Source organism: Clostridium cadaveris (genome assembly GCF_020911725.1).
In the GTDB taxonomy this organism is placed as follows: domain Bacteria; phylum Bacillota; class Clostridia; order Clostridiales; family Clostridiaceae; genus Clostridium_X; species Clostridium_X cadaveris.
In genome coordinates, this window is sequence record NZ_CP076620.1 from 832,134 (window position 1) to 853,488 (window position 21,355).

Annotated in this window: 22 protein-coding genes, 1 pseudogene and 1 riboswitch; of the genes and pseudogenes, 20 read left to right on the forward strand and 3 right to left on the reverse strand. The window is 30.1% G+C overall.

The window, feature by feature from the left end; all coding sequences use genetic code 11:
• Entirely contained in the window at window positions 1–1,368 is a 1,368-nt protein-coding gene (locus KQH81_RS03795; RefSeq protein ID WP_027637425.1) for a sensor histidine kinase, read from the reverse strand.
• Window positions 1,355–2,038: a response regulator transcription factor gene (locus tag KQH81_RS03800; RefSeq protein ID WP_027637424.1), complete on the reverse strand. Its 684-nt coding sequence runs from the start codon at window positions 2,036–2,038 to the stop codon at window positions 1,355–1,357. The genes KQH81_RS03795 and KQH81_RS03800 overlap by 14 nt, the downstream gene beginning before the upstream one ends.
• Before the next feature lie 147 nt (window positions 2,039–2,185).
• On the opposite strand from KQH81_RS03800, the gene KQH81_RS03805 reads away from it, so the two are divergent.
• The 11 genes from KQH81_RS03805 (at window position 2,186) to KQH81_RS03855 (ending at window position 10,725) form a co-directional block, all read left to right on the forward strand.
• Window positions 2,186–3,271 carry an MGDG synthase family glycosyltransferase gene (locus KQH81_RS03805; protein WP_051196134.1) on the forward strand — a complete coding sequence of 362 codons (1,086 nt, stop codon included), beginning with the start codon at window positions 2,186–2,188 and terminating at the stop codon, window positions 3,269–3,271.
• Between the two features lies 1 nt (window position 3,272).
• On the forward strand, window positions 3,273–3,968 hold the full coding sequence (locus KQH81_RS03810) for a polysaccharide deacetylase family protein (RefSeq protein WP_027637423.1): 696 nt from the start codon (window positions 3,273–3,275) through the stop codon (window positions 3,966–3,968).
• Complete coding sequence (locus KQH81_RS03815) at window positions 3,961–5,019, forward strand: lysylphosphatidylglycerol synthase transmembrane domain-containing protein (RefSeq protein WP_230028956.1); 1,059 nt, start codon at window positions 3,961–3,963, stop codon at window positions 5,017–5,019. Before KQH81_RS03810 ends, KQH81_RS03815 begins: the two co-directional genes overlap by 8 nt.
• A 118-nt stretch (window positions 5,020–5,137) precedes the next feature.
• Complete coding sequence (locus tag KQH81_RS03820; protein WP_230028957.1) at window positions 5,138–6,313, forward strand: GGDEF domain-containing protein; 1,176 nt, start codon at window positions 5,138–5,140, stop codon at window positions 6,311–6,313.
• Window positions 6,314–6,463: 150 nt separating this feature from the next.
• Window positions 6,464–6,901 carry a MarR family winged helix-turn-helix transcriptional regulator gene (locus tag KQH81_RS03825; RefSeq protein ID WP_230028958.1) on the forward strand — a complete coding sequence of 146 codons (438 nt, stop codon included), beginning with the start codon at window positions 6,464–6,466 and terminating at the stop codon, window positions 6,899–6,901.
• An 83-nt stretch (window positions 6,902–6,984) separates the two neighbouring features.
• Complete coding sequence (locus tag KQH81_RS03830) at window positions 6,985–7,374, forward strand: DUF2871 family protein (protein WP_230028959.1); 390 nt, start codon at window positions 6,985–6,987, stop codon at window positions 7,372–7,374.
• A gap of 68 nt (window positions 7,375–7,442) precedes the next feature.
• Window positions 7,443–7,877, forward strand: coding sequence for a hypothetical protein (locus KQH81_RS03835; RefSeq protein WP_230028960.1), 435 nt, complete (start codon window positions 7,443–7,445; stop codon window positions 7,875–7,877).
• A 91-nt stretch (window positions 7,878–7,968) separates the two neighbouring features.
• Entirely contained in the window at window positions 7,969–8,121 is a 153-nt protein-coding gene (locus tag KQH81_RS03840) for a hypothetical protein (RefSeq protein ID WP_168972019.1), read from the forward strand.
• A 429-nt stretch (window positions 8,122–8,550) separates the two neighbouring features.
• On the forward strand, window positions 8,551–9,516 hold the full coding sequence (locus KQH81_RS03845) for an aminopeptidase (RefSeq protein WP_230028961.1): 966 nt from the start codon (window positions 8,551–8,553) through the stop codon (window positions 9,514–9,516).
• Window positions 9,517–9,549: 33 nt separating this feature from the next.
• Window positions 9,550–10,197: a pyroglutamyl-peptidase I gene (pcp, locus tag KQH81_RS03850; protein WP_027637417.1), complete on the forward strand. Its 648-nt coding sequence runs from the start codon at window positions 9,550–9,552 to the stop codon at window positions 10,195–10,197.
• Between the two features lie 21 nt (window positions 10,198–10,218).
• The gene (locus tag KQH81_RS03855) at window positions 10,219–10,725 is read left to right on the forward strand and encodes a GyrI-like domain-containing protein (RefSeq protein ID WP_027637416.1); all 507 of its coding nucleotides are present in this window, start codon (window positions 10,219–10,221) and stop codon (window positions 10,723–10,725) included.
• Window positions 10,726–10,819: 94 nt separating this feature from the next.
• On the opposite strand, the gene KQH81_RS03860 is transcribed toward KQH81_RS03855, so the two are convergent.
• Window positions 10,820–11,365 carry a DUF6512 family protein gene (locus KQH81_RS03860; protein WP_027637415.1) on the reverse strand — a complete coding sequence of 182 codons (546 nt, stop codon included), beginning with the start codon at window positions 11,363–11,365 and terminating at the stop codon, window positions 10,820–10,822.
• 394 nt (window positions 11,366–11,759) lie between these two features.
• Between KQH81_RS03860 and nagE the strand changes: the two genes are divergently transcribed.
• The 9 genes and pseudogenes from nagE to KQH81_RS03905 all read left to right on the forward strand — a co-directional run bounded on the left by nagE (window position 11,760) and on the right by KQH81_RS03905 (window position 21,326).
• The gene (gene nagE / locus KQH81_RS03865) at window positions 11,760–13,208 is read left to right on the forward strand and encodes an N-acetylglucosamine-specific PTS transporter subunit IIBC (RefSeq protein ID WP_230028963.1); all 1,449 of its coding nucleotides are present in this window, start codon (window positions 11,760–11,762) and stop codon (window positions 13,206–13,208) included.
• A gap of 130 nt (window positions 13,209–13,338) precedes the next feature.
• Window positions 13,339–13,398, forward strand: a riboswitch (Fluoride riboswitch).
• Between the two features lie 52 nt (window positions 13,399–13,450).
• A pseudogene (locus KQH81_RS03870) lies at window positions 13,451–14,755 on the forward strand (voltage-gated chloride channel family protein).
• 152 nt (window positions 14,756–14,907) lie between these two features.
• A complete protein-coding gene (locus KQH81_RS03875; protein WP_178311697.1) occupies window positions 14,908–16,212 on the forward strand; it encodes a Na+/H+ antiporter NhaC family protein in 1,305 nt (434 codons plus the stop codon).
• Window positions 16,213–16,299: 87 nt separating this feature from the next.
• Window positions 16,300–16,830, forward strand: a complete 531-nt coding sequence (locus KQH81_RS03880) for a phosphatase PAP2 family protein (protein ID WP_178311699.1) — start codon at window positions 16,300–16,302, stop codon at window positions 16,828–16,830.
• 448 nt (window positions 16,831–17,278) lie between these two features.
• Window positions 17,279–17,800 carry an RDD family protein gene (locus KQH81_RS03885; protein ID WP_230028964.1) on the forward strand — a complete coding sequence of 174 codons (522 nt, stop codon included), beginning with the start codon at window positions 17,279–17,281 and terminating at the stop codon, window positions 17,798–17,800.
• A 64-nt stretch (window positions 17,801–17,864) separates the two neighbouring features.
• The gene (locus tag KQH81_RS03890) at window positions 17,865–18,188 is read left to right on the forward strand and encodes a PTS sugar transporter subunit IIB (RefSeq protein ID WP_027637410.1); all 324 of its coding nucleotides are present in this window, start codon (window positions 17,865–17,867) and stop codon (window positions 18,186–18,188) included.
• Between the two features lie 27 nt (window positions 18,189–18,215).
• Window positions 18,216–19,556: a PTS sugar transporter subunit IIC gene (locus KQH81_RS03895; protein WP_230028965.1), complete on the forward strand. Its 1,341-nt coding sequence runs from the start codon at window positions 18,216–18,218 to the stop codon at window positions 19,554–19,556.
• Between the two features lie 12 nt (window positions 19,557–19,568).
• Complete coding sequence (locus KQH81_RS03900; protein WP_027637408.1) at window positions 19,569–20,090, forward strand: GrdB-related putative oxidoreductase; 522 nt, start codon at window positions 19,569–19,571, stop codon at window positions 20,088–20,090.
• 111 nt (window positions 20,091–20,201) lie between these two features.
• A complete protein-coding gene (locus KQH81_RS03905) occupies window positions 20,202–21,326 on the forward strand; it encodes a Sapep family Mn(2+)-dependent dipeptidase (protein WP_230028966.1) in 1,125 nt (374 codons plus the stop codon).
• The last annotated feature ends 29 nt before the right edge of the window (window positions 21,327–21,355 follow it).

A 21,355-nucleotide genomic window follows, 5' to 3' on the forward strand; every position in this document is an offset into this window, starting at 1 on the left:
CTAAATTTTAAATTGAATTTCGAACACTGTTTTATAATTAGGTTCGCTTTTTAGAGTTATTTCACCACCATGTTTTTCTATGATTTGTTTGGTTACAAACAAACCTAATCCACCATGGTTTCTAGAACGTGAGTTATCTCCTTGAAAGAACGGGTCAAAAATCCGATTTTTATTTTCTTTTGGTACTCCAATTCCATCATCTTTAAACTGAATAAAGTAAACACCGTTTTTTATAAAAGTAGATACTTCAAACTTTGTGGGTACTTTATTATGACTTAAGCAATTTTCAAAAAGATTACAAAATGCTCGCTTCATATTTGTAGAATCAAAGTCCATAATATGAGGAGTTTCATCTATTTCAATATTTACATCAAATCCATGTTTATCAAATATCATATAATAATTAGCACATAAATCTCTCAAGAAACTATTCATATCTTCTTTTTCTAAATTTAAACTGAAATCAGGATGCTGAAATTTTACTTGTTCGAATAATAGAGAGATTAATTCACTTAAATCACTAGCTCTTTGATTAATGTACATTAAATAGTCTTTTTGCTGTATAGGTGAGAGATCTTCCTCAATAAGAAGCTCTGAATATCCTTTTAATGTAGTAATGGGCGACTTTAAATCATGTGATAAATTTGAAATCAGAGTTTTATTTTGCCTAAGTATAGAATCCTTTTCCTTTCGTATTTGTTCTAGTTCATCAAGCATATTGTTATACGATTGTAGCACTGAGTAGGATTCGGATAACTTAATGGAAGATAAATCAACTTTAGATTTATCATGAGGTGTCTTGGATATATTAGTTTCTATCAAGTCAAAAGCAGTTTTTATCCTTTTGTAAATAGTTCTAACAAAGGCATAAAAAATAATCAAAAATACTATTATAATAGTTGCAAATATTGAAAGGGAGTAGATTGATGATAAATATGAAACCCTTGAAGCAGTTTTTTTGGTAAAATGCTGTTTTAAAAGTACTGTATAAGTTTCACCATTTTCTTCAATATTCTGATAAGTAGTCTTAATATTAAACTGTTGGTTTGAGATCAATTCTGCGAAGGAGATAGCAGAATATTGATATCCAGCAACTTCGGCACTTCCCTTTGATTTTAAAACACGTAAATTTTTATCTACGATTTCCATTCCAGCACTATTTTCTGTCAAATAGCTTTCAGATATATCATCATATTGTTTTAGCTGAATCTCTAGATTTTCAAATAGGTCAATTTTTTTAAGGTGTCGTGAATACATGTAATTCAATTCTGAAACTGCAAAAAAAGAAATTATTATTGCAGCTGATATAAATATCAATAAGTACCCAGATATAAACTGTTTTAAATTTATTCTTTTATTTTTTTTCAATTTTATAACCTAACCCCCTTATTGTTTTTATATATTGAGGAGTTTTAGGATCTGTTTCAATTTTTTCTCTTAGCCTGCTTATATGTACAGCTATTGTATTTTCATCTCCTTCTATATAACAATTATTGCTACACACTGATTTATACAGCTGAGATTTTGTAAATACTTGTTCTGGATTTGAAATTAATTTTACAAGGAGTTTAAATTCCATAGCTGTTAAAAGACAGTCAACATCATTTTTATAAACTACGCACTTTTCTTTATCTATCTTCAAGTCTCCATATTTTATTATGGAATCAGAAGTATTCATTTTATAGTTTCGTCTTAAATGGGCATTTACACGAGAGACAAGCTCAAGGGAAGAGAATGGCTTTGTTATATAATCATCAGCTCCGAGGTCAAGTCCCAAAACTTTGTCTTGTTCCATATTTTTAGCTGTAAGTATTAATATAGGTACATTAGAAAATTCACGTACTCGTTGAATCAAAGTAAAACCATCCATTTTAGGCATCATTATATCAAAAATGCAAAGATTTACTGTTTCGCTTAATAGAAATCTTAGTGCTTCTTCGCCATCTTTTGTTAAGATTACTTCATAACCTTCTTTTTGTAAAAAAACTTTTATTAAATTTGCAATATCTTCTTTATCCTCTGCAATTAAAATTCTCATATCATCACTCCTTAATGCTTATTATAGTATGCCTTTTATTTTAAGTCATTATAAAATGAATATTAAGATTCCTTAATGTTAAAGTAATTATTATTTAAAAGTAAAAGTGTAGACTTTAAGAAGATAAGTCAAGAAGGAGGCTGAAAAATGAAGGTTTTAATCCTTACTGGAAAGTTTGGAATGGGTCATAATTCAGTAGCTAAAGCAATTGCTGAGGAATTTGAAGATGCAGATAAAAATAATGAAATAGTTATATTGGATATATTAGAATACTTATTTCCATTGGTACATCAATTTTTATATAAAGGTTTCGAGATGATGATAGATAAATGTCACGGTGTTTATAACATGATGTACAGGCTTTCTGCAAGAATAGAAGTAGATGTTACTCCATTAGGGAGTAGAATATATAGAAAGATGGATGAATTTATTACTGAAAATAAACCTGATTTTATAATATGCACTATACCATTGAGTGCGAGAATTATATCTCAGTATAAAGAGAAGAAAGGTTTAACTATACCATTGATTACTTGTATTACAGATATAAGCAAACATAAAGAATGGATTGCTCCATATATAGATTTTTATTTTGCTCCTACAAAAGATATAAAAAAGCATTTAGTAAGTAATGGTGTAAATGAAGAAAATATTTTTGTTACAGGGATACCTGTGAGAAGAAACTTTAAAAATATAAAAGAAAATCAAAAAACTAATGATAGAAAAAATGTATTAATAATGGGGGGAGGACTTGGATTATTACCTGATATAGACAAACTAATCTTGAGTCTAAAAACTATTGATAATGCTGATATAACAGTTATTACAGGGAAAAATAAAAATGCTTTTAATTATTTAAAAGAAAATTTTGAAGGCATAGAAGTTTTGGGTTATACAGAAAATGTGAATAAATATATGGAAAAAGCAGATTTGATTATAACTAAAGCTGGAGGGATTACTCTATTTGAAGCCATTTATAGTGGAACGCCTATGTTCGTTATAAATCCTTTTTTAGAACAAGAAAAAAGAAATGCAGAATTTATTGAAGATAGAAAAATTGGAAAAGTTGTATGGGACAAGTCTTTTGATTATTCTAAAGAACTTGTAGAATTGTTGAAGACAGAAAAAGATTTGGACAGGATGCATATGAATATGGTCAATGCAAAAGAAGAGATTATAGAGAAACAGCCTTCAATGATAATCAATGAACTACATAAAGTGGAGGTAGCATAATATGTACTGGATTATTATTTTTATGATTTTAAGTTATAGTTTTTTCCCAACTATGATTTTTAAAGCATTATGGCGTAGAAAATCTTTCTCTATAGGAAGAGAAAAAAATGTTTTTTTAACTTTTGATGATGGTCCTAGTTCAGAATACACAGCGGAACTATTGGATTTGTTAAAAGAATTTAATATTAAAGCAACATTTTTTGTTGTAACAGATTTTGCTAAAGAAAATTCTGATTTGATAAAGCGAATGAAGCTTGAAGGACATGAAATTGGCTTACATTCTTGTAGTCATAAAAATTCACTTTATAGAGGATGGAAGTATACAAGCAGAGATTTGAAAGAATCATTAAAAGCTATGGAAAATATGAATGTTAATGTATGTGGATATAGACCGCCATGGGGGCATTTGAATATTGTTACATTATATATGCTTAAAAAATTGAAGATAAAGCTTATTCTATGGGGAGCAATGGCACAGGATTGGAAAGCAGATACCACATCTGAAGAGATTAACAGAAAAATTATTGAAGCCATGAAAAATGGAAATTCTATACTATGCTTACATGATGGAAGAGGAGAAGAAAAAAAGGCTCCACAAAGAACTATAGAGGCCCTTAGAGAATCTATTCCTATATTACTAAAGAAGGGATATAAGTTTAAAAACTTAGGTGAGTATTATGAATCAGTATATGAATAAGAAAAAGACAGCAATATATGTAATTCTTCTTGCGATTCTTACGCTTTTCATTTATACTGCACTATTTAAAGATCAGGACATTCATAAGATTTTTGATGTGTTAATTTCAGCAAATCCTTCTATTATAATAGCTGCTTCTTTGCTGATAATTTTGTTTATTTTATGTGAGGCATTTAATATAAATCTTCTTTTAAAATCCATGAGATATAATACATCATTATTTCATTCTATAAAATATGCTATTACGGGATTTTTTTATAGCTCTATAACACCTTCTTCTACAGGAGGACAACCTATGCAGCTTTATAAAATGAAGAAGGATGGGATAAATTTATCCCATGGTACTCTTATTTTATTGGTTGAACTAGCATGTTTTCAAACAGTAACATTAATTTTTAGTGGTATAGCAATAGCATGGATGAGCATATCCAATTCACAGATTACTAATGTTGTAAAATTTTTAGCCTATTTAGGATTTGCTATAAATACATCTATTTTAATAGGTATATGGACAAGTATATTTTCAAAGAAATTTTTAGAAAAGATTTATATCATCGCAAAGTTTTTAATAAATAAGTCATTTTTTATTAGTGAGATAAAGAAAAAAGATCTTTCTGATTCAGTGAAGAAAAATTTGAATAAATACAATCAGTGTTCGGAGTTTCTAAAAAAACAGCCATTATTGTTTTTGAAATGTTTATCTATTACCTTCATACAAGTAATAGGATTATTTAGTATTCCATATTTAGTTTATTTAGCTTTAAACCAGAACTCAACTTCATTTGTAAATATGTTTATGATGCAAAGTATAGTTTACTCAGCTTCTTCTTTTATTCCGCTTCCAGGGGCATCAGGAGTAAGTGAGAGCAATTATATGAAAATATTTTCAAAGATTTACTCTTTAGATGTATTAAATAGTGCAGTCTTATTGACTAGATTTGTAAACTTTTATTTTCCTGTTATATTGAGTTTGGGAGTATTATTATGTATACAAATAGTATCTAAAAAAAGTAAGTTAGATAATGTTTTTAATGTAGTTTATAAAGATTAAATACATAAATTTTAAATTTATCTAAAACTATACAATTAATTTGAAGTTTTATATAATAAATATTAGATATATAATCTATGATGAAATTTAGAATTTAAATTATTTGAGGGAGAAATTTATGAATTGTAGCATAATAAAAAGATGTATTGATTTTCCAGCAGATAAAAAATATAAAGAAGAGATAGAAAACAATCTATCTACAGATTCTTATATATATGAAATTATAATGTGTTATATTATATTATTTATGCAGTCATTTATGGCAGTTTTATTTTTATTAAAAAAAGGTGGACCTTTCACTTCTATGCGAAGTTCAGGATATTTTAGTTGCTATATCTTTTTATTTTTAACAACTTTAGTTTATTTGATAGTTTTTAATTGGGGAAAGAGGATATATTCTGCATCATTTCATCAAAATGCAAGAACTATTTATGCCGTTATAATATGTTTATGGACTTCTGGAGTAACAATTCTTGATCAGCTTGGGGGTGGTGGAATAAGTGTGTTTTCATACATAATTCCAGTTACAGCAGCTACAGTTATATTAAAACCTTGGCAAAGCATGATAATATTTTCAAGTGAATTTATAGTGCTTAATATATTATTAGTTCTATTTCCTAATGGTACAAATAATATGTTTGGTAATATATTAAATAGTATTTTTATAACTATTCTTTCAATTTTTATTTCTATCAGATTATATAGGAGCAAAGTTATATCTTACTATGATCGTATAGTGATAAGGAAACAATATCAAGAAATATTACAAATAAATCATAAATTAAGTATACTTGCTATGACAGATGAGCTTACTGGTATGTGGAATAGAAGATATTTGGAGGAAGTTGTAAGAAAAATGTTGTGCAAACCTGAGGTAAGAGGGAATTATGTAGCAGGAATTATGACAGATATAGACTTTTTTAAATTATACAATGATGAGTATGGACATCAAGCAGGTGATGAATGTTTAAAAGAAGTTGCAAAAGAAATAAAGCATCAAACAGAGAATGAAAGTACATGTGTTATAAGATATGGTGGGGAAGAAATTTTTATATGTCTATTTGAATGTAATCAACGCTCTGCTTTAAAAAAGGCTGAGTCATTACGTTTATCAATAGAGAATAAGAGAATTGAATGCAATGGATCACCTTTTGGGTATGTAACTATAAGTGTAGGGGTATATTCAAAACGCATAAAAGAGAATGTAGATTTAGATGAATTCATAGAAAAAGCAGATAAAGCTCTTTACGAAGCTAAAAATAAAGGTAAGAACAAAGTAATTTTTTATAAATAATGACTAAAAAATCTATTGTTTTGCTAAGGAAAACAATGGATTTTTATTTTTTTGATAAAAGGTACAAGAAAATTTGCAAATAATATTGACGTATTATTAATTAAGAGTTATTATTAGTTTGCAAGCTAACTAATTGAGGAGGTATTAAGAGTGGAGAAGCAAAAATGTTCATATCAGCTAGCCATGCTTATAAAAGAGGTATACCTCATGTCCATGAGCTCTATGGAAGAGCAGATTTCAAAATTTGGAATAACGCCTCAACAGCTGATAACTATAAAATTGATAGCTCACAATAATGGGATGCAGCATTCTGATTTATGTAGGGAGATGAATTTATCTAAAGGAACTGTCTCGGGAATCATAAAGCGTCTCATGGAAAAAGGTATGGTAGAAAAGAAGCCTATTGACAGCGATAAAAGAAACAGCATTATAGTTTTCACTGATAAAGGAAGAGAATTTGCTTATTCAATAAGGCATGAAATGAATGATACTTTTAAAAATATTTTTAAGACATCTAGTGAGGATGATGTTCAAAGATATATAGACACTTTAAAAGAAATGATATACAAGATGAAAGGAAGTACATAAAGTTTCATTTATAAAATATAAAGATACGTAAAATTACTTTATACAATTAAGTATATATGTAAAAATGTGAGGAGAGTTGAGAAATGAATAAGAAGTTATTTAATATATCATTTATGTTTTTAATTTTAGGATTAGTATTAGGAGTGGTTTATCGTGAATTTACAGGATATACAACTTTATCTGTATTGCATGTTCATACGCTAGTTTTAGGATTTTTGTTCTTTTTAATAGTAATGATTTTAAACAATATGTTTAAACTTGAAAAAGTTAAGAAATTTACTGCATGGATATATGTATATATAGTTTCTATAATAGGAACAATTTCTACATTATTGTGGAGGGGAATACTACAGGTAAGAGGCGGAGAATTTGTTGGACTTTCACACATAGCAGGATTATTTCACTTTATGCTTGGATCAGCGCTTATTTGGTTTATGATTATAATAAAAAATCAAGTTGCCAAAAAAAATTAAAGTAATCATTCATAAACTGTGAAGTGATATAAGAACATAAAACCAAATTTTATATTGAGGTGATTAAATTGAATCATAAATTATCAATACCAAAGAATTATTTAATGCTTATAGCAGGAATTGTATGGATGTTTGCAGGATTTATGGTCATGAAGATAGGGATTCCTATATTTATGGATATAGTATCAGATAATCTTATTGTTTTAGTGTTAAGCGTTATAGTGTTTTTAATATTTTATTTATTTATATTTTCAAAGTTAGTTGGAAAACATACAAATAGAATAAAGCATCACCCATCAAAAAAGATGCCATTTTGGCAGTTCTTTGATCTCCCATCATATATAATAATGGCAGTTATGATGAGTGGAGGAATATGGTTAAGATCTTCAAACTTATTACCAGTATGGTTTATAGGATTTTTCTATAGTGGATTGGGTTTGGCATTATTTGCATGTGGAACAAGGTTTATAAGTGTATTTTTCAGAAAAAAGGTGGTTTCATAATTTTTTTAAGATATATGTCATGTTTTATATTGTAATTCTTAGAGAAGTCTAATATTATTCTATTATATAAAATATATATTAGGAGTTTAATATGGATAAGAATATTGAAATGATGAAAAAGATAATTGAAGAAAAAAAGAAAAAAGGACAAAATGTGAAGAGTAATATGAAAGCTAAAAAAAGTATAGGATCTGTATCAAAAGGAAAAAGAAATAGTAATGGTGGAGGATTATTTGATAAATAATTAAATTCGTTGGAGTACCATTGGTATTTAATTTTGGTGTATAACCTAATTAATTTGCGGTTTCTGTGGTATACTTATTATTCCAATGGCTTTAATCATGTTAGTTTTCAAAATCTGTTATATCTATAAAAATAGGGCTGACCTAAAGATAATTTATGTTATTTTAGGTCAGCTTTTAATAAATAAAGATTTACTTTGATAAAGTAATAGTATTTAATTGTGCGACATTAAATTCGGAAAAATATGAATAAACTACAAATAATTTATTAAGTATTTATAATTGGTCAATTAAACTTGAAAATTAAATGTAATTTATGATATTCTAATATAAAATATTTTGGGACAAAAAATAAGTAATATAATTATAACTTTTTATAAATACTATAAGTGGATCTACTTATGATAAATATATTGTTTTAGGAGAGAATTATGGACATTTCAAAAGGAGCAAAGATTGTTGCCAAGAATTGGCTAAAGATAAAAAATGAAGAGAAATTTTTAATAATAACAGATGAAGCGCATGTGGAAGAGGCTATGTGCCTTAAAGAGGAAGGAGCAAAGCTGGGAGCATTAGCAGTGGTCATGATAGTACCAGAACATTGTCCACAGCTAGGACATCTTTTTGATGATATGATAGATCTTTTTAGCAATAATGATGTTATTGTTGGAGCTACAAATTACTCACTTATAACAACTAATGCTGTAAAAGAAGCTATAAAGAATGGAAAAAGATATCTGTCTATGCCTTTATCATCAAATGATGGAAAATCAGTTCTTACAGCTGATTTTATGAATATGGATACAGAAATTGCAAAGGATAGAGCTTTGAGACTTATATCATATCTAGACAAGGTTGATGATGTAAGAGTTACATCAAAAAATGGTACTAATATGACTTTTCGCAAGAATAATAGAAAGGCATCTTATTTTAATGGAGTAGCAGAGAATCCAGGTGATTTTGCATCTTCAAGTTTTGAAGTTTACTTTGCCATGGAAGAAGATAAAACTAATGGAACTGTTATTTTAGATGGTTCTTTTGGTTACATAGGAGCTGTAGAAGAGCCTACAAAACTTACATTTGAAAATGGGAAACTTGTATTCATTGAAGAAACAGAAGATGGTAAGAAGCTTAAGGAATATATGAAACATTTCAACGATGAAGGCATATATGTTGCAGGAGAATTTGGTATAGGACTTAATGAAAAAGCAAAATGTATAGGAAGAAGTTACATAGAGGATGAATCTGCTTATGGGACTTTTCATATAGGAATGGGAAGAAATTTGGCGCTTGGAGGAGTTCATGATGCCAAGGGACATTTTGATTTGGTATTTGAGAAACCAAATATATATGCAGGCGATACTTTGATCATAAAAGAAGGAGAGATTATCGTTTAGATAAAATTATATATAAATAAATGGGAGATTTTAATGAAAGTTTTGGTTACAGGATTCCAACCATTTGGAACAGATACAATGAATCCAGCTTATGAAGCAGTAAAATTGCTTCCAAATGAAATAGCTGGAGCTGAAGTTGTAAAAATAGAAATTCCAGTTGTATATTATAAGGGTGCAAATATTATAGAAGAAGCTATAGAAAGAGAAAAGCCTGACATAGTTATAAGTGTTGGTCAAGCAGGCGGAAGAGCGGCTATGACTGTAGAACGTGTTGCTATAAATTTAGCTGAGTGTCCAAATTTTGCGGATAATGAAGGTAACACTCCTGATGGCAGAAGAATTCAAGAAGATGGAAAAGATGCTTACTTTGCAACTGTACCAGTGAAGGCTATGGTAAAAAATATGCATGACCATGGTATACCATCAGCTATATCTTACTCTGCAGGGACTTATGTATGCAATGATGTAATGTACAACCTATTATATATTTTAGACAAAAAATATCCAGGTGTAAAAGGTGGATTTATCCATGTACCATTTGACACTAAGCAGGCAATAGGTCGTCCAATAACTACACCTTCAATGCCAATAGGAACTATAGCAGAGGCACTAAGATGTTGTGTAGAAGCTGCTGTAGAAAATAAAGATGATGTGGTGATTGAGTGTGGAACTACACACTAACATAAAAAGAGAGGGATTAAAGTGAGTTTTTTTAATAGGAAACCTAAATATGAAATTGAAGTTATTGAGATAAAAGAAGATATGTTTTCTGCTGGTTTTATGATAACTTCCGATGAGAAAAGCATTATGAATGATGGAGCAGATATTCAAAAGAAATTTTATGAGAAGAAAGCTCATATTCAAAATGGCTGTGACCCTTGGGGTATAACAGTTATCACTTATCCCAAAGACAAAAGTGGAAAATTTAAATATTTTATAGGTAATAAAGTAGAAAACTCAGAGGGAAATGATGAATTTAATACTGTAACTATACCAAAAGGTCTATATGCAATAATAACAGTTAAATATAAAAATTCTGTCATGTGGAATGTTGATGTTGCAAATGCTAGGAGATTTTTTTGTGATAAGTGGCTTCCGAAATCAGAATATAAAGCTTCAAATGAATTTATAGATATGGAATATTATGATAGAAGATGTAAAAACTATTCTCCAACTATTGATTTATATTTTCCAATTATAAAAAAATAAATTAAGCTGTTCTAAATCTGAATGTATTATGTACAGAAGGCATTAGAGCAGCTTTTATTTTTAAATTAGGAATGAATTTAAAGAGAAATCAGAATTAAATTCCATATTTTCCTGTTATACTATCTTTAAACATAGGTATGTGTGGAGGATAAAAAGTAAAAATAATAAATAATAAAACTATAGATACCAGAATTATTAATGAGATATTTATATTGACAGCAGTTCCATAATTATAATAATGAAGACCTAAAAGCTGTCCCACAGCTAGGCTTAAAAAAAGATCTAGGATATCAACCCAAAGGAGTTCACATCCTAAGGCTGATGAATAAGTATAGAAGAATGCAATCATTATTATTATAGAAGATATTAATGAAATTATTAATGACATAAACCACTTATCTCTATCTATGTTATAGGTAGAACCGCAAAATAAATAATACAAACTCCACCAATCAATCATAGGAATAACTATCATCTTGCTATGTTCCCATACACTTTCATTTATTGGTGAAAAAGCACCTATAAAATAAGATTTGCCTGTTAAATCATATATAAAATGCATTAATGAACCTATAAAAAATAAAGCGGGAATACCGACTATAATCCACTTTTCTGGATTGTTAAAATTGTTCCAATTCATTTATATCACCTCATAAAATATTTTATTCTCTAAAACACAAGCTATTCCTAATATTTATGTGGTATTTGTAATTTTATAAAAGATTTAGATTAAATCAGGTGTAATCAAAGAAAAATAGAAAAATAATAAAAAATTACACTGTATATGTTTACAAATGTGAAAATCTATGATATTATAAAATCATAGTAAATAGAGTGTTACTGTTTCGACAGGCATGACCTATTATTGGACGAGTTACGTCCATTAATAGGTCTTTTTTATTTATATGATGAGTGGCCAGCATCTGAAAATAAAATGTCTCTCATGACAGGGATACTTTTAAAGAACTTTTAGATTTTACACATACAATTGAAATTTTAAGAATTCATATAATAAAAGGGAGGAAGAAAAAATTATGATGAAATATCTTCAAAAACTAGGTAAGTCATTAATGCTTCCAGTTGCTGTTCTTCCAGCAGCAGCAATATTAATGGGTATAGGATATGCAATTGACCCAGCAGGATGGGGTGGCGGAAGTCCAATCGCCGCATTTTTAATAAAGTCAGGATCAGCAATTATAGATCATTTACCAATACTATTTGCAGTAGGTGTATCTTTAGGAATGTCTAAAGATAAAGATGGAGCATCTGCATTAAGTGGACTTGTTGCATACTTAGTAGTAACTACACTATTATCTTCAGCAACAGTTGCAATGCTACAAGGAATACCAGTAGAAGAGGTTGCACCAGCTTTCGGTAAGATAGAAAATGCCTTTATCGGTATTATATCAGGTTTAGTTGGAGCAGGATGTTACAATAGATTCTCACATGTACAATTACCACAAGCATTTGCATTCTTCAGCGGTAAGAGATTAGCACCAATAATGTCTTCAGTAGCTATGATAATTGTATCAGGAATATTATTCTTTATATGGCCAGTAGTTTACGGAGGACTTGTAGCATTTGGTGAATCAATAATAGGACTAGGACCAGTAGGAGCTGGTATATATGCATTCTTCAACCGTCTATTAATACCAACTGGACTACATCATGCATTAAACTCAGTTTTCTGGTTTGACGTAGCTGGTATAAATGATATAGGTAAGTTCTGGGGAACTGTAGCAGGTGGAGTTAAAGGTGTAACTGGTATGTACCAAGCAGGTTTCTTCCCAGTTATGATGTTTGGTTTACCAGCAGCAGGACTTGCAATGTACAAATCTGCTAAGCCAGAAAAGAAGAAAGTTGTTGCATCTTTAATGTTAGCAGCAGGTTTCGCAGCATTCTTAACAGGTGTTACTGAGCCTTTAGAATTCGCATTCATGTTCGTTGCTCCAGGTTTATACCTAGTTCACGCTATATTAACAGGAATAATGGTATTTATAGCAGCTCAATTCCAATGGATAGCTGGATTTGGATTTAGCGCAGGTTTAGTTGACTACTTACTAAGCATAAAGATGCCTTTAGCAAATAATATATTCATGTTAATCCCTCTAGGATTAGTATGCGGAGTTATTTACTATGCATTATTCAGATTCTTAATAGTAAAATTCAACCTAAAGACTCCAGGTAGAGAAGACGATGATGTTTCTGATGAAGAAATGCACGTAAGTCTAGCAAATAACAACTTCAAAGAAGTTGCTCAAGTTATCCTTGAAGGATTAGGCGGAAAAGATAATATAGTATCTATAGATAACTGTATAACTCGTTTGAGATTAGAAGTTAAAGATTCAACTATAATAAATGACAAGAAGATAAAGACTACAGGTGCAGCTGGTATAATTAAGCCAAGCAAGACAAGTGCACAAGTAATAGTTGGAACTCAAGTTCAATTCGTTGCAGAGGCATTAAGCGAGTTAGTTAAATAATACGTTACCATAATCTTATAATATAAAGGCGGCCCCGAAGGAATTAGAGGTGATTCTTTCGGGGTTGTGTTTTTATAAAAGTAGATTTACATATTTTATATGGAGGAGTATAATTAGAAAATGGAATGATAAATATAAAGGTGAAGGAGTTCACCTATAAATGCTATAAGCTGATGGCTCTTATAAGATAAGTTGTATTACTTATCTTATAGGAGTTTTTTTATATTAAAGGAGAGGATTAAATGGAAGGGAAAAAGATAAAAGTTATAAAATTGAAGAGTAGAGAAAATGAAAGTCTTAAAATCACTATTTTTTTTGTAAAATGGGTATTCTTAGGGGGATTAGTAGGTATATTTACAGGATTAGTTGGAGCTTTCTTTTTAAAAAGCTTAGAATATGTTACAAAGGTTCGTATAAATACGTGGTGGATATTATTTTTACTTCCTTTTGGAGGAGCTTTTGTTAGCTGGCTTTATTATAAATTTGGTGGGAAATCGTCAAAAGGGAATAACCTTATAATAGAAAAACTCAATGATAATGAAGATGAAGTGCATCTAAGAATGGCTCCATTAGTGTTATTAGGCACTATTATAACTCATTTATTTGGAAGATCAGCAGGAAGGGAAGGTACAGGGGTTCAAATAGGAGCGAGCATAGCAGAAAGAATAGGAAAAATTTTTAGGTTAGATAAGGCGGACAGTAGAATAATACTTATGGCAGGTATAAGCGGATGATTTTCATCAGTGTTTGGAACTCCCATAGCTTCAACAATCTTTGGAATGGAAGTAGCAGCTTTAGGATCCATGAACTATGTAGCTATATTGCCATGTTTTGTTTCAAGTTTTATTGGAAATTTTGTAACTCAGACCTTTGGAGTATCACATAGCCATTATTCCATGGGGGTAGTTCCAAAGTTAACATTTTTATTATTAGGAAAAGTTTTAATTATAGCTATACTTTTTGGACTAACTAGTAAATTATTTAGTATGACTACTCATGGTTTAAAAAAACTATTTACTTCTAGATTTAAAAATTCTGCTTTAAAGAGTTTTATAGGAGGATTAGCAGTAATATTTTTTACATATATCATAGGATCAAGAGAATATTTGGGTCTAAGCCTTCCTATGCTTTCTAAAGCCTTCACCAATGTATCTAGTCCGTTAGATTTTATAATTAAGCTTTTTTTAACTTCTGTGACATTGGGATCAGGTTTTCAAGGCGGAGAAGTTACACCATTATTTGTTATTGGTGCAACTTTGGGAAGTTTTTTATCAAGTATTTTAAATGCGCCAGTATCATTTTTTGCAGCATTAGGTCTTATAGGAGTATTTACAGGAGCTACTAATACCCCTATTGCAGCTGTATTCATGGGAATAGAGATGTTTGGTTCAGATGGTACTATATTTATACTTATGGTTTGTATAATAAGCTATTTATTTTCCGGTCATAGTGGAATTTATACGTCTCAACTGATTAGCACCAGCAAAAGCAGTCTGATAAATATAGATGAAAATTCGAGTATAAATTCACGATATACTAAGAAATAAACCTAATTTTTATAAAAAAACTAGCATAATATGCGAATTTGTATTAAAATATCATGTGTGTATTAAAAAAATAATTAAATTGATATATTTAAAACTGTAATGTTATTTTAAGATAATAATGTTTGCATATTTTAGATAGGAGGCGAATAAAGATGGATATACAGGAAGAAGAGATTGTCAACTTGAATAAATCAAAAGGAAATATTTTTGCCCTAATTCCACTAGGAGTATTTCTTTTAATTTATCTAGCTGGATCTATAATAGCAAATGACTTCTACAAGATACCAGTAGGTGTAGCGTTTCTTGTATCAGCTATAGCAGCTTTGGCTATGAATAGAAAGAAGGCTTTTGAGGAAAAACTAGAAACTTTTTGTAAGGGTGTAGGTAAGGTTGATATAATTCTTATGCTTCTTATATTTGTTTTAGCAGGAGCCTTTGCTCAAGTTGCAAAGGATATGGGAGCTGTAGATTCAACTGTTAATTTGGGATTGTCCATACTTCCGGCAAATATAATGGTAGTTGGAATATTTATAATAGCATGCTTTATATCATTATCTATAGGAACTTCTGTAGGTACTATAGTTGCCCTTACACCTGTTGCGGTTTCCATAGCTGAAAAACTAGGTTCACCAATAGGATTAGTAGTTGCAGCAGTTGTAGGAGGAGCAATGTTTGGAGACAACCTTTCCATGATTTCCGATACTACAATAGCGGCTTCTAGAACTCAAGGAAGTGAAATGAAAGACAAATTCCGTTGTAACTTTAAATTAGCGCTGCTAGCAGCTGTTATAAGTGTGGTTATATTATTTATGCTTGGCGGGAAGGGAAATGCACTTTTAGATACGGAGTACACTTATAACATCATAAAGATAGTTCCATATATATTAGTTTTGTCAGGAGCACTTTTAGGCGGAAATGTAATGGTGGTTTTAACTTTTGGAACTATAGTTGCAGGAACTATAGGAATATTTACAGGAAGCTTTGATATATGGGGATTTGTTTCTTCAGTGTCTACAGGAATGCTTAATATGGGAGAGCTTATAATAATAACCATATTAGTTTCCGGGACTGTGGAGGTAATAAAAGCTAATGGCGGAATAGATTTCATAATTAATTTTATTAAATCAAAGATTAAGAGCAAGATGGGAGCAAAATTAGGTGTTGCAGCTCTTGTAAGTATAGTTGATATATGTACGGCAAATAATACAGTAGCTATAGTAATGTCTGGACCAATTGCAAAAGAAGTTGGAGATGAATATGAAATAGAGCCTAAAAAAATGGCTAGTATACTTGATATATTTTCTTGTGTATTTCAAGGAATTATTCCTTATGGAGCGCAACTTCTAATGGCAGCAGGAATTGCAGGAATAAGCTCTTTTGAAATAATGCAGTTCTTATTTTATCCATATATATTAGGTGTGATAGCTCTTATAGCAATAATAATTAAGAAATTTTAATATTCAGCATGGTGCATTTAATGTATCATGCTGTTATAATTTTTATACAATCTTATTTAAAATAAGTGCAAAAGAGAGGAAGATAGTATGATAAACTTTATTACAAATATAGATTTTAGTATTTTAGATTTTATTCAAAATCATTTAAGAAACGGTGTTTTAGATTGGCTTATGACAAAGATCTCTATGTTGGGAAATGCAGGAGTCATATGGATAGTTATTTCTATTGTTCTTCTATCTATAAAAAAATATAGAAAGTGTGGAATAACTTTAGTTATAGGATTACTGTTAGGACTTTTAATTGGAAATATTATTTTAAAGCCTCTTGTAGCAAGACCACGTCCTTGTTGGATTAATAGTGATATAGCCCTGTTAATAGCTAGTCCGAAGGATTTCTCATTTCCATCAGGACATACACTTTCATCATTTATAGCTGCTATTATTTTACTTAAGGAAGATAAGAAATTTGGATATGTAGCAATGATTCTTGCAATTCTTATAGCTTTTTCGAGAATGTATTTGTATGTTCACTTTCCAAGCGACATTTTAGCAGGAGTTGTACTTGCAATTTTAATAGGATTTGCAGCTATAAGAATATCTCGTAAATTTATAAAATAATAGTATATTTAAAATGAGTTTGATTGTTAATATTAGATATTAATGATCAAACTCGTTTTTTTATGTCATTTATATATATCTAAATAAGAACTGTGTTGAAAAATAATAAAAGTGTGTGAAAATAGATGAAAATATCAACACACTGATGTTGAAAAATATAAGAAAACCTTTTATAAGTGTATTCTAATTAAATACTCTGCTTTAAAAAATTAATAAAATTATAAATTAATATGAAAAAATGTTGAAAAATATAGATTTATACATACAATTATAAGTTGGCATGACATTTGCTAATATAATAAAGTGTAAATTAAGTAAAAATGCAATAAGGTATAAATTTAAATTACACTTCAAATAATAGGAGGAGATTACCATTAAGAAAAATAAGAAAAATAAAGTTACAAAGCAGGTTGTAAGAGCAAAAGAATCTCAAAAGAAAACGATAAACATGAGAAGAGCTTTTGCATATGTATTGGATTGGTATTTGGCCTCTGTAGTTGCATCTATACCTGTATTGCTTATTTATGGTATGGAGAGTGGGAAAACAGGTTCTCCACAATCATTATCAGAAATGTCTCTTTCAAGTGGAATAACTGCGGGAATACTTGCTATTTTATTTGTAGCTATATACTATGTAGTGATTCCAACTAAAGTAAATAAGGGACAAACTTTAGGAAAAAGACTGCTTAGTATAAAGGTAGTGAATAATGATGGAAGTGATGTGAATCTTTTTACCATGATAAAGCGTGAGCTATTAGGGGTTATGATTGTCGAAGGAGCTCTTGTTTGTAGCGGGGATTACTTTAGGCAAATAATTCATATGTTCACCAGCGACAATATTTATGGGCTAATCATTAAATTAGGATTTGCCATATCGATAATTTCTATATTGATAATGTTAGTTTTAAAAGAAAAACGAATGATACATGATTTTATAGGAAATACAAAAGTTATAGAAGTAGAAAAATAAATAAAATGATAATAATAAATTAAATTATAAATTTATTAATAAAATTTTTAATGAGGTGAAAAGCATGAAAAAAATTTATTTATTTTGTAGTCAAGGGATGTCTACAAGTTTATTAGCAAGTAAAATGCAAAAAGTGGCAGATACTCATAACTTACCAGTGGAAGTTAAAGCTTTTCCACACGGAAAATTAGGTGAAATAGTTGAGACGTTACATCCAGACTGCATATTACTAGGACCACAAGTTAAATACTTATATGAAGAGACAGTATCTCAATTTGGAAATTTAAATATTCCAATTCAAGTAATTGATTCAGCAGATTATGGTGTAATGGATGGGGAAAAAGTACTAAAAAAAGCTATTATGGCTATAAAGAAAAATAAACAATAATAACTAGAAAAAGAGGGGGACAAACGCATGTTTTCAAAATTAGAAAAAGTTTTGATGCCTGTAGCAGATAAACTAGGAAAAAATAAGATACTGTGCGCGATTCGTGATGGTTTCTTAATAAGTACACCACTACTAATAGTAGGATCAATATTCTTACTAATAGCAAACTTCCCGATTGAAGGATGGTCGGAATTTTGGGCTAGATTCCTTGGAGAAGGATGGGAAACTTGGTTTACTAATGTATCAAGAGCAACATTCAATATAGTTGGTCTATTGACAGTTGTAGGTACTGGATATGCATATGCTAAAGAGCTAAAAGGAAATGCAATTCAAGGTGCCTGTGTAGCACTAGTTTCATTTGTAATATTGATGCCAACAAGACTTACTATGAAGGGTGCAGAGGGAACTTTAAGTGCACTAGGTTTTGAATATGTAGGTTCTAATGGTATATTCTTAGCACTTATAATATCATTATTCTCAGTATGGATATTCACTTGGGTTTATAAAAAAGGCTGGACAATTAAGATGCCAGATGGAGTTCCACCAGCAGTAGCAGATTCTTTCGCAGCTTTAATTCCAAGTGCTGTAGTTATGCTAATATTCTTCTTAATTAGAATATTATTTGAGTTCACTCCATACGAAACAGCACATAACTTTATATACACAGTATTACAAACTCCGCTAAAGGGTGCAGGTAATACATTAACAGCTCAACTTGTATATTCATTTGCTTGTACAGGATTCTGGTTCTTTGGAATTAATGGACCAGCAGTTGCTAACTCAGTATTTGGACCAATAACAAAGGTATTAACAATAGAAAACTTAGAAGCTTTTGAAGCAGGACTAACATTACCAAACATATTTACAGATCCATTTTCTAACTTCTTTACAGGATTTGGCGGAGGCGGAAGTACTTTATCTCTAGTTATAGTAATGCTGCTTTTCTGTAAATCAAAAAGAATTACTCAGCTTGGTAAATTATCAATAGTTCCAGGATTCTTTGGAATTAATGAGCCAATAATATTTGGATTACCAATAGTGTTAAACCCAATATTATTAATACCATTTATGGCAGTACCTGCAATAAATCTAGTACTTTCTACTTTAGCTACTCAAGCAGGAATCATACCTTATACAACAGGTGTAAGTTTACCATGGACAACGCCAATAGGATTCTCAGGATACTTATCCACAGGAAGTTGGATGGCAGGTTTATGGCAAATAGGATTACTATTACTTGGATGTTTAATATATTATCCATTCATAAAAATGCTAGATAAGCAATATTTAAAAGATGAAGAAGAAGCTCAAAACAATGCTTCAGAAGAAGATATCTCATTTGATGACTTATCCTTCGATGATCTTTAGGAGGTAATATTAATGAAGGTTTTAATGATATTTGATCAAACCCAAGCAGGACTCGGGGGAAAGGAAAACCCCAACCTACCACTAGGTGGAAAAGGCATGGCTATAGGTTCAGCAAGTATGTTAGAATCATATCTTAAAGAAGTTGATGGGAAAGTAACTGCATGTCTATATTGCGGAGACGGATTCTTTAGAGAAAATACAGAAGAAGTTAAGATGAAGATGGTTGCAATGGTTAAGAAGATGAATCCAGATGTAGTTATATGCGGACCAGCTTTTAATTATGCAGGTTATGCAGAAATGTGTGCAGTGCTTGCCAATGAAATAAATAATAAAACTGATATTCCAGCTATAGCAGCTATGTCCAAAGAGTGTGAAAATGTAATTGCAAACTATAAAGATATAGTTAATATAGTAGAAATGCCTAAAAAAGGCGGAATAGGTTTAAGTGAGTCTTTAAGACACATATGTAAACTTGCGCAAAAGAAGGCAGCAAAAGAAGATGTAGCTGAATACACAAAAGAAATATGTTACTAAAATAGAGAGGTAGTCTAATTTTATTAGACTACCCTTTATAGAATAACTATAATTTTTATATAAGATAAATTTTAAAATATAAATCTTTATAGAAGTTTTAGGGGGGCAAGTATGGAAAAGATATTGAACGATAACATAGAAAAATTTAAAGATCAAATGATAGGACATATCATAGACGTGGTAAAGATACCAAGTATAGAAAGTGAAGCAAAAGAGAATGCTCCTTTTGGTGAAGAGGTAAATAGAGCTTTATTGAAGGCGTTAGAAATATCAGAGGATCTAGGATTTAGAACTAGAAACATAGATGGATACATGGGATATGCACAGTTTGGAGAAGGAGATGACTATATAGGAGTAGTTGGACATCTTGATGTAGTACCTACAGAGGATGGATGGATTAATTCTCCATTTAGCGGACATATAGAGGATGGACGAATTTATAGTAGAGGGGTTCTTGATAATAAAGGGCCTATAATGAGTGCATTATATGGATTATATGCTATAAAGGAATCTGGGTTAAAACTTTCAAAGCCAGTTCGTATTATATTTGGAACTGATGAGGAAAGCGGATTTGAAGATTTAACATATTATTTGACTAAGGAAAAACCACCTATTATGGGATTTACACCAGACTGCAAATATCCTGTAGTTTATGGTGAAAGAGGAAGAGCGAAAATAAGTATAAGTGTTGACATAGATAATGAAAATAGAGATGATGCTACAAAGGAATTCTTTAATTTTGTAAATAAATATTTTCTTTCAAGTAACTCTAATGGAGATAGATTAGGAATCAATTATAGCGACAAAGAATTTGGACTCATGCATATGAGAGGATACAAACTAAGTAGTAGTGCCAAAAGTTTAAGTTTTAGTTGTGCATTGAGTTATCCAGCGGTTGTTACTGTAGAAGAAATATTAAAGCAAATAAAAAGCAAATGTACTGAAAATATAAAAGTAACATTAGATCATAATTATAATCCAGTAAGATTTGAAAAGGACTGTGATCTTGTAAAAGGGCTTCAGAAGGCATATGAAGAAGTAACAGGCTTAGATGGAACACCTGTAACAACTACAGGAGGGACTTATGCTAAAGCAATGCCTAATATAGTACCTTTTGGACCATCTTTTCCAGGACAAAAGGGAATTGCTCATAATCCTAATGAATACATGGACATATGTGATCTAGAGATGAATGCAAAGATATATGCTCAAGCCATATATAACCTTGCAAAATAAACAAGACTTCCATATAGAAAGAGGTAATT